The organism is Actinomadura sp. GC306, assembly GCF_004348665.1.
In the GTDB taxonomy this organism is placed as follows: Bacteria; Actinomycetota; Actinomycetes; order Streptosporangiales; family Streptosporangiaceae; genus Spirillospora.
The window spans coordinates 1-8,134 of sequence record NZ_SMKM01000290.1 but is presented as its reverse complement, the minus strand read 5'-3'; the positions used below and the strand labels follow the sequence as shown (position 1 = coordinate 8,134).

At 75.3% G+C, this 8,134-nt stretch carries 7 protein-coding genes; 2 read left to right on the top strand and 5 right to left on the bottom strand.

From position 1 onward, the window contains the following. On the top strand, nucleotides 1-981 hold a 981-nt coding region (locus E1200_RS28355; protein WP_207933581.1), incomplete at its 5' end, for a DMT family transporter. 44 nt (nucleotides 982-1,025) lie between these two features. Here the strand turns inward: E1200_RS28355 and ligA are convergent. From ligA to E1200_RS28335, 4 genes are all read right to left on the bottom strand, one after another. Next, complete coding sequence (gene ligA, locus E1200_RS28350; RefSeq protein WP_131955146.1) at nucleotides 1,026-3,017, bottom strand: NAD-dependent DNA ligase LigA; 1,992 nt, start codon at nucleotides 3,015-3,017, stop codon at nucleotides 1,026-1,028. 68 nt (nucleotides 3,018-3,085) lie between these two features. Then, nucleotides 3,086-4,267, bottom strand: a complete 1,182-nt coding sequence (locus E1200_RS28345) for a PucR family transcriptional regulator (RefSeq protein ID WP_131955145.1) — start codon at nucleotides 4,265-4,267, stop codon at nucleotides 3,086-3,088. A 68-nt stretch (nucleotides 4,268-4,335) separates the two neighbouring features. Continuing rightward, on the bottom strand, nucleotides 4,336-5,616 hold the full coding sequence (locus tag E1200_RS28340) for an acyltransferase (RefSeq protein WP_131955144.1): 1,281 nt from the start codon (nucleotides 5,614-5,616) through the stop codon (nucleotides 4,336-4,338). A 349-nt stretch (nucleotides 5,617-5,965) separates the two neighbouring features. After that, nucleotides 5,966-6,385, bottom strand: coding sequence for a hypothetical protein (locus E1200_RS28335; protein WP_243708885.1), 420 nt, complete (start codon nucleotides 6,383-6,385; stop codon nucleotides 5,966-5,968). Between the two features lie 261 nt (nucleotides 6,386-6,646). Here E1200_RS28335 and E1200_RS28330 point away from each other — a divergent pair, with 261 nt between their 5' ends. Then, nucleotides 6,647-7,195 (top strand): DUF2269 domain-containing protein, encoded by a 549-nt coding sequence (locus E1200_RS28330; RefSeq protein WP_131955142.1) that lies wholly within the window; start codon nucleotides 6,647-6,649, stop codon nucleotides 7,193-7,195. Nucleotides 7,196-7,216: 21 nt separating this feature from the next. Here the strand turns inward: E1200_RS28330 and E1200_RS28325 are convergent. Continuing rightward, the coding region (locus tag E1200_RS28325) for a sensor histidine kinase (RefSeq protein ID WP_131955141.1) at nucleotides 7,217-8,134 on the bottom strand (918 nt) is incomplete at its 5' end.

Here is an 8,134-nt window from a genome sequence, read left to right as displayed (position 1 = left end):
GATGACGGGCGGACGACGGCGGGGGAGGGGCGTGATGAGCCGGTCCGGAGCGGGCACGGCGGAGGCGGAGCACGCCGGGGCAAAGCGGCCCGGGACGCCCTGATGGCGTGGGCGGTCTGCCTCAGCCTCCTCGCCGCGTTCCTGTTCGCCGCGGCGGCCACGCTCCAGTACCGCGCGGCCAGGCGCGCGGCGGGCGGCGGCATGGACGCCGCGGCCGCGCACGGGCTGATCCGCCGGCTGGTCCACGACCCGGTGTGGCTCACCGGCTGGGTCGTCAACCTCGGCGGGTTCCTCGCGCAGGCGGCCGCGCTGCACTTCGGGTCGACCGCCGTCGTCCAGCCGCTGCTGGTCACCCAGCTGGTCTTCACCATCCTGCTCGGCGCGGCCGGGGCGGGGGAGGGGCTCGTCCGGACGGACCTCCCCGGCGCCGTCGCCGTGTCGGCGGGCCTCGCCGTGCTGTTCACGGTCCCGGGCGCGATCCCGCCCGCCGGCGAGCCGTCCCGGCCCCGGCTGTACGTCGCCGCGCTGATCGCCGCGCCGCTGATCGCCGTGCTGTCCCGGGCGGCGTGGCTGCGGAAGGGGCCCGTGCGCGCCGCGCTGCTCGGCGTCTGCGCGGGGCTGTGCTTCGCGGCGAGCGCGGTGCTGATCAAGCTCACCACCGCGAGCCTCCTCGACCACGGCGTGGCCGCCACCGCCGCCGACTGGCCGGGCTACGCGCTGGCGGGCAGCACGCTCGCCGGGCTGCTGATCGAGCAGCGGGCGTTCGCCGCCGGGTCGCTGCCCGCCGCGATGACGGCGATGACGATGACCAACCCCATGGCGTCCTACCTGGTGGCCGTCCTCGCCTTCGACACGATGCCGCCCAGCACGGCGGCGGCGTTCGCCGCCCTCGCCGGCAGCGCCGTCCTCCTCACCGGCGGCGTCTTTGTGCTGTCGCACTCCGTGGCCGCCCGGCGCGGCGACGGCCGCAACGGCCGCTGACCCGGCCGGGCACCCCGGGCGCACGCCCGGGGTGCCCGCCGCGCTCAGACGACGCCGGCCTCGGTGAGCCAGCGCCACAGCCGCGCCTGCTCCACGACCGCGACCCCGAGCTTCTCGGCCTTGGCGGTCTTGGCGGCGCCGACGTTGTCGCCGGTCAGCAGGTAGTCGGTGCCGGCCGAGACCGACGTGGCGGCCGTCGCCGCCGCCCGCTCGACCAGGCGGGTGACGTCCGGCCGGCTGACCTTCGCGCCGGAGCGCGGGTCGGTGAACGCGCCGGTGATCACGACCGTCGCGCCCTTGAGCGGCGAGTCGCCCGCGGCGGCGGTGTCGACCGGGCGGTCCTCGGGCAGGACGTCGAGGCCCACGCCGCGCTCGCGCAGCGCCGCGATCTCCCGCCGCACCTCCGGGCGGGCGAAGAACGCCACGATGCTCTCGGCGGCCTTGGGCCCGATGTCGCGGATCGCCACGAGGTCCTCGGCGGTGGCCGCCGCGACGTCCTCGATCCTTTGGTAGCCGGCCAGGCACAGGCGCTTGGCGGTGCCCTCGGAGGCCATCGGGATGGCCAGTCCGATCAGCGCGCGCCGCAACCCCATCCCCTTGGAGGCGGCGATCGAGTCGACCATGTTCCGGGCGCTGACCTCGCCCATCCGCTCGTAGCCGAGGAGCCGCTCGGCGGTCAGGTCGTAGAAGTCGCTGCGGTGCCGCAGGACGCCGTCGTCGGCGAGCTTCTCGATCCAGGTGTCGCCGACGCCCTCCATGTCGGCGGCCTTCCGCGAGGCCCAGTGCATGAGCCGGCGCGTCGCCTGCGCGGGGCACTGCAGATCGAGGCACCAGCGCTCCTCACCGGTGCCGCGGACCTCCAGCTCGGAGCCGCACGACGGGCAGTGCGCGGGCGGGACGATCTCGGTCTCGGTCCCGTCGCGCCGCTCGGGCAGCGAGCGGCCCGCGAACGGGATCACGTCGCCGCGCCGCACGACCGCGACCGTGTCGCCGATCCGCAGGTCGCGCTCGCGGATCAGGCGCGGGTTGTGCAGGGTGATGTTCTCCACCGTCACGCCGCCGACGAACACTGGCGCGACCTTCGCGCGCGGCGGGACGCGGCCGATCTTGCCGACCGGCCATTCGACCGACAGCAGCGTCGTGAGCTTCTCCTCCGGCGGGTACTTGAACGCGATCGCCCCGCGCGGCTCGGCGCTGTTGAAGCCGGCCGCGTCGAACGCGGCCGGGTCGTGCAGCCGCACGACGGCGCCGTCGATGTCGTAGTCCAGCCCGTCGCGGCGGGCGCCGATGGCGTGGACGGCGTCCATCACCTCGCCGGCGTCGGCGCACACGTACTGCGCGACCGTCTCGAACCCCGCGGGGACCTCCACCGCGGTGCCGTCGCGGTCGGCGCCGAAGGCGAAGAACCGCAGCAGCCGCCGGGCCTCCGCGGCGGCGGCGGGGTCCTTGAGGACCAGCGTCCCGGCGGCGCCCGACCGCGGGTTGGTCAGCGTCCGCTCCGGGTGGGCCTCGTTGTAGGCGGACCACACCGACCGGAGCATCACCGCCTCGCCGCGCACCTCGACGCGCCCGGCCGCCTCGATCTCGGCCGGCAGCCCGGGGATCACGTGCCGCACCTTCCCGGTCACCAGCTCGCCGACCGCGCCGGTGCCGCGCGTGGCGACGTAGTCGAGCCTCCCGTCGGCGTAGACCACGCTGAGCGAGAGCCCGTCGAGCTTCTCCGACACCCGGAAGACCTGGCCGCCGAACCGCTCGCAGAAGACCCGGACCTGCTCCTCGCCCGTCGCCTTGGCCAGCGAGAGCATCGGGCGCGCGTGCCGGACGGTCGGGCCGGTCAGCTCCGCCGGCGCGTTGACCCTGCCGAGCGGGCTGCCGGCCGGCTCCAGCTCCGGGTGCTCGGCGACCAGCGCCGCCAGCTCGTCCTTCAGGGCGTCGTAGTCGGCGTCCGGCAGCGGGCTGTCGCCGGCGCCGTAGTACAGGTCGTTCAGCCGCCTGACCTCGGCGGTCAGCTCGTTGATGCGCTTCGCAACGTCCACGCTCCGATTAAACGGCACGGCACCGACAACGGCACGGCACCGGCAGCGGCACGGCACCGGCAGCGGCGCTAGGCGGGCTTCTCGGCGCGGGCGGTGCGGACCAGCCAGCTCAGCATGAGCATCAGGTCGAGCCTGCCCTCCGGCTCGGTGAACCGGCCGCCGGTCAGCTCGCCGATGCGGCGCAGCCGGTAGCGGACGGTCTGCTCGTGGATGTGCAGCCGCTCCGCCGCGACGACCGCGTTGTCCCCGCACTGCAGGTAGGTCAGCAGCGTCTCGGCGAGCGGCAGCCGGCGGGCGGGCGGCAGGTCGAGCAGCGGCCCGAGCACGGCGCCCGCGGTCGCGCCGACCAGCTCCTCCGCCGCGTGCGCCGCCAGCGGCGCGATGTGGTCGACGCAGCGGACCGTGGCGGCGTCGCCGGGCAGCAGCCCCCGCTCGGCGAGCGTGAGCGCGTGCCGGGCCCAGCGCAGCGAGACCGCGCCCTGCCGGAGCGGGACGGTCGGCCCGACCGCCGCCGTCCCGAGCCTGCGCAGCACCGGCCACAGCCGGTCCTGGCCGGGGCCCTCCGGGTCGGGCACCACCAGGTACGGGATCGGCGCGTCCCAGTCGGCCAGCACGGCGGGCGGCAGGATCCGCGCCCCGGCCGGCGCGCCCTGCGGCAGGGCGACCAGGCCGATGCTCTTCGGCAGGTCCCAGCGGGCGGCCACCGCCACCTCGGCGATGGTCTCCGCGGCGGCCGGCGGCTCGGCGACCAGCAGGTCCCGCAGCCGGTCGCGGCGCCGCTCCCGCTCGGTCGCGAGCTGCCCCTGCTCCCGCGCGTACCCCTGCGCGGCGGCGTCGGCGACCCGCGCCAGCAGCATGAACAGCGAGTCGGTGAGCCGGCCCAGCGTCTCGCGCGACCAGCCGAGCCGGTAGGCGTCCATGATGAACCGGCGGCACGCGACCTGGCTGCTGATCCGCATCGCGTTCTGCAGGGCGTCCAGGCTCCGGCCCTGCCGGGCCTCCTGCTCCCCGAGCTGCATGTACAGCTCGGTCAGCTTGCGCGCGTCGGCGTTCGGGTGGTCGACGGAGTCGACGAAGAACGCCACGGTGTCGCTGACCGTCCGCTCGACCCGCTTGGCGTACTCGCCGCCGTCGTCGCCCGAGTACTCGGGCACCTGGTCGCGGATCTCCCGCTCCATCTCCGCGACGGCGGCCTGGAGGTGCTGGCGCAGCATGTCGGGAAGCTCGGCGGGCATGGATCCCTGTGTCATCGGCCATCCGTTCCCGGCGGGGGTGGGTGGAACGGCCTCACCTTAGGCAATGAGGGGAAAAGCTGTCATCACACCCGTCCGCCGGCCGGGACCTCCCGCCGCCGGGTCAGCCGGCGCCCGAGCCGCTGCGCGGGGAGCTCGACGTAGCGGTACGCGACCGCCGAGGCGAGCAGGACGGCCGTGACCAGCACCGCGCCCCAGCCGAGCCGGACGACGCCGGGCAGCTTCTGCGGATCGCCGCCCGCGGCGTACCAGACGAGCTGGATCACGAGCGGGTGCAGCAGGTACATCGAGTAGCTGACCAGCCCGGACCACACCAGGAACCGGGGCATCGCCCTGGCGCGCAGCGCGAGCCCGGCCAGGAAGGTCAGCCAGGCGGCGCCCACGGCGATCGACCAGTCGGCGCCGAGCGGGTTCGGGTTGGCGTGCAGCGCCCAGCTCGTCGGGGCGCGCAGGCCCGCCGCGAGCGTGAAGACGGGGACGACCGCGACCATCGCCGCGGCGGGCCAGGCGCGCAGCCGCCCGTCCTGGATGCCGCGGACGGCGGTCCCGGCGAACATCGTGGCGATGATGCACAGGCTCTCGATCGCGCCGATGCGGCTGTTGAGGACGAGCAGCGTGAGCGCGAGCGTCGCCACGACCACGACCCCGGCGCGGCGCACCGGCCGCGGTCCGGCGATCATCGCGGCGAGCCCGCCGGCCATGAGCAGCACGGTGACGAGGATCGTCCCGTCCGGCCACCACGACGCGAGCAGCCGCGACGGCAGCGCCACGCCCATGATCGCCGCGCCGACGCCGAACCCCAGCGCGACCCGGGCGCTGGACCGGTGGACGCCCGCCACGAACATCGCCGTCACCAGGAGGTAGAAGACCATCTCGTAGGACAGCGTCCAGAAGACGTTGAGGACGTTCGGCACGCCCAGCAGGTCCTGGAGCATCGTCAGGTGCGCCACGGCCGACGCCCAGGGCCGCTCGCCGAGCCCGCCGGGCAGGCCGTAGGAGACGCCGGCGGCGCCGAGCGCCAGCGCGAGCAGCACCGCCACGCCCCAGAGCGGGTACAGCCGGAAGAACCGGCCGGTCCAGAAGTGCCGGACGCTTCCGCGCCGCTCCAGGGAGAACGGCACGACGTAGCCGCTGACGAGGAAGAACACGAACACGCCGTACCGGCCGAAGTCGAACCAGGGGCTGGCCGTGTGCCGGACCTCGGGCAGCAGCACGTCGAGGGAGTGCTCGAAGACGACCACCATGGCGGCGAGGCCGCGCAGGGCGTCGAGCCAGTCCATCCGGGGCGCCGTCTCCGTGCGGGAGCCGGTCTTTCCGTGCGGTGGGGTCAGGGTGTTCGCCGCCATCCGGGCCACCCTAGGCGCCGATCGCACCTGGTTCTGAACGGGCGGAAGGGGCCGGCCCGGGCGCGGGCGCCCCGGCGGCCGGACCGGTGCGGGGGCGCGGAGGCGCCGCGAGCAGGGCTCCCGCGGGCCCGGCGGCGGTGCGGCCCGGCGGCCTGCGGTGGCGACGGAGTGTGACCGACCCCACACTCGCCGGACGGTCCGGGAAGGCGTCAGCGGACGCCCACGACGCCGTATATGACCGGCTCGTGGGCCTTCGTCCGGAACGCACCGTCCGGCTGCCCGCTGGCGCGCGGACGATGCTCCCGGCCGGTAAGCGGCGGGCGGCGGTGCCGGGCAGGCGGCCCCGGGTTCAGCAGGCGCGGCCCCAGCGCCGGGCGCGGGCGCGGCCGAGTTCCTCCAGCAGGAGCGCCGTGCCGATGCCGATGAGCCAGGTGTCCTTGGCGAGGCCGATGCCCTGGGCGGTCGGGCGCAGCCCGCCGGGCTCCCGCATGCCGGGGATCCGCAGGTACAGGCCGGTGAGCCCGCCGGCGAAGGCGGTCAGCGCGGCGCCCGCGACCGCCGACGGCACCACCGGGAGCATCAGGGCGCCGCCCAGTGCGACCTCGGCCCTCCCGAGGTTGCGCGTGAAGTCCTGCGGCGTCTGCGACTCCAGGACCGGGTAGGCCGTCTTGGCCGTGCCGTGGGTCTGCTCGGCCGCCTCCTCGTCGCCCTTGAGCTTCGACAGGCCGGAGTTCAGTACGAACGCCCCGACGATCAACCGGACGGGCATCTGGTGAGCGCGAGCGAGAAAACGCATCGTTCCCCATAACGATCGGGTGTGTCGGGCAGCCCGGATGATTCCCGCGCTGCGCCCGCTACACCTGGAAGCGGGTCAAATTTCGGCATTCCATCCGCTACCCCCTGGGGAGCAGGTACGGGGTCCCGGACTGCGCCGCGGGGAGCAGCGCGGTTGCCTCCGGCCGTCCGACGACCGGCCCGGTGACGTCCGTGGACGATCGGGACGTCGTCGAAGAACCAGGGAGCGTTCACGATGCCCGTCCTGCAGACAACGCCGGCCGCCGCCCCTGCGCCGCAGCGCTGGCGGCCCCGGCCGGCCACCCGCAAACTGCTCATGATCGTGCACATCGTCTCGTCCGTCGCGCTGGTGGGGGAGGTGTGGGGCCTGGTGCTCCTCAACGTCACCGCGACGCTGACCGGCGACGGGACGCTCGCGAACTCCGCCTACCGGCTCATGGGCGTGCTGGTGTTCGGCGGCGGCATCCCCCTCAGCGTCATCGCGCTGGCCAGCGGGATCGCGCTCGCCCTCGGCAGCAGGTGGGGGCTCGCGCGCCACTACTGGGTGTTCGCGAAACTGCTGCTGCTGGTCGGCGTGGTCCTCGCCGGGATGCTGCTGTTCACGCCGGAGGCCATGGCGGACGCCACCGCCGGCGGCGCGCCGCCGCCCGCCGGGCGGGGATGGTGGCAAGTCGCGGTCGTCTCGGGCCAGCTCGCGATGCTGCTCACCGCCACCGCCCTGTCGGTCCTCAAACCGCGCCGCCGCATCGCCTGGCGGCGCACCCGGGCGGCGGAGCGGTCCTGAAGCGACCCCGCGGCGGCGCGCTCACCTGCGCATGTAGACGCGGATCGCGGTGCCGTCCGGGCCGGTGTGGACGCGGACGAGGTCGGCCAGGTGGTGCACCATGAGGATGCCCCGGCCGCCGTTCGGGCTCATGTCGGCGGGCAGGCGGCCGGCGAGCGGATCGGTGATCGTGCCGGCGTCGCGGACCTCGCAGAGGACGTGGCCGTTCTCCGCCCACAGCCGCGCGGTGCCCGAGCCGCCGCCGTGCAGGCAGGAGTTGGCGGCCAGTTCGTTCACGGCGAGCTCCAGGTCGCCCACGGTGGCCGGGCAGAGGCCGAAGTGGGCGGCCCAGCGGCAGGCGAACTCGCGGACGAGGGGCAGCGCGTCGAGGTCGAAGCTCATCGAGACCGCGTCCCGCGGTTCGGGGAACGGCCGGTTGTAGGCGTGCACGACGCGGTCCGGCGCGTAGTCGCCGCTCACCCGCTCGCCGCGGCGGTCGATCACGACGGGGTGCGTGGCGCGGGCGTCGGCGAGCACGACCGGATCGAGGCCGGTGACGTCGTACGGGCACAGGATCGACACCTCGCGGCCCGCGAACGCCAGGTTGATCAGCGCCTCGTGCTGGGCGCAGGCCGGGTACTCGTCGGCCGTCCGGCCGGGCCAGATCGGCTCGCCGATGATCCGCACGCGCCCGGTGGTGTGCCGGTCGGCGAAGTCGCGCAGCACGCCCGGGATGATGCGGCCCGGGTTGCGCCCGGCCTCGGACATGTCCAGCCAGGTCACCTCGGCGGCGGCCGCGCCGAGCGCCTCCCGCAGCAGGGCCAGGCGGGGCGGCGGCACCGCGACGGCGACCGGCGCGCCGGCCGCGTGGCCGGCGCGCAGGAACGGGACCGTCCCCGCGAGGTACTCCTCGGCGTCGCGGTAGAAGAGGGCGGGGTGGACGAACGCGCCGCGCCGCCC

What these genes read in the sequence shown, in the direction of transcription:
- E1200_RS28345 (WP_131955145.1), bottom strand. Translation starts at nt 4,267, where the DNA reads ATGACACAGGGATCCATGCCCGCCGAGCTTCCCGACATGCTGCGCCAG.
- E1200_RS28340 (WP_131955144.1), bottom strand. Translation starts at nt 5,616, where the DNA reads ATGGCGGCGAACACCCTGACCCCACCGCACGGAAAGACCGGCTCCCGC.
- E1200_RS28335 (WP_243708885.1), bottom strand. Translation starts at nt 6,385, where the DNA reads ATGCCCGTCCGGTTGATCGTCGGGGCGTTCGTACTGAACTCCGGCCTG.
- E1200_RS28330 (WP_131955142.1), top strand. Translation starts at nt 6,647, where the DNA reads ATGCCCGTCCTGCAGACAACGCCGGCCGCCGCCCCTGCGCCGCAGCGC.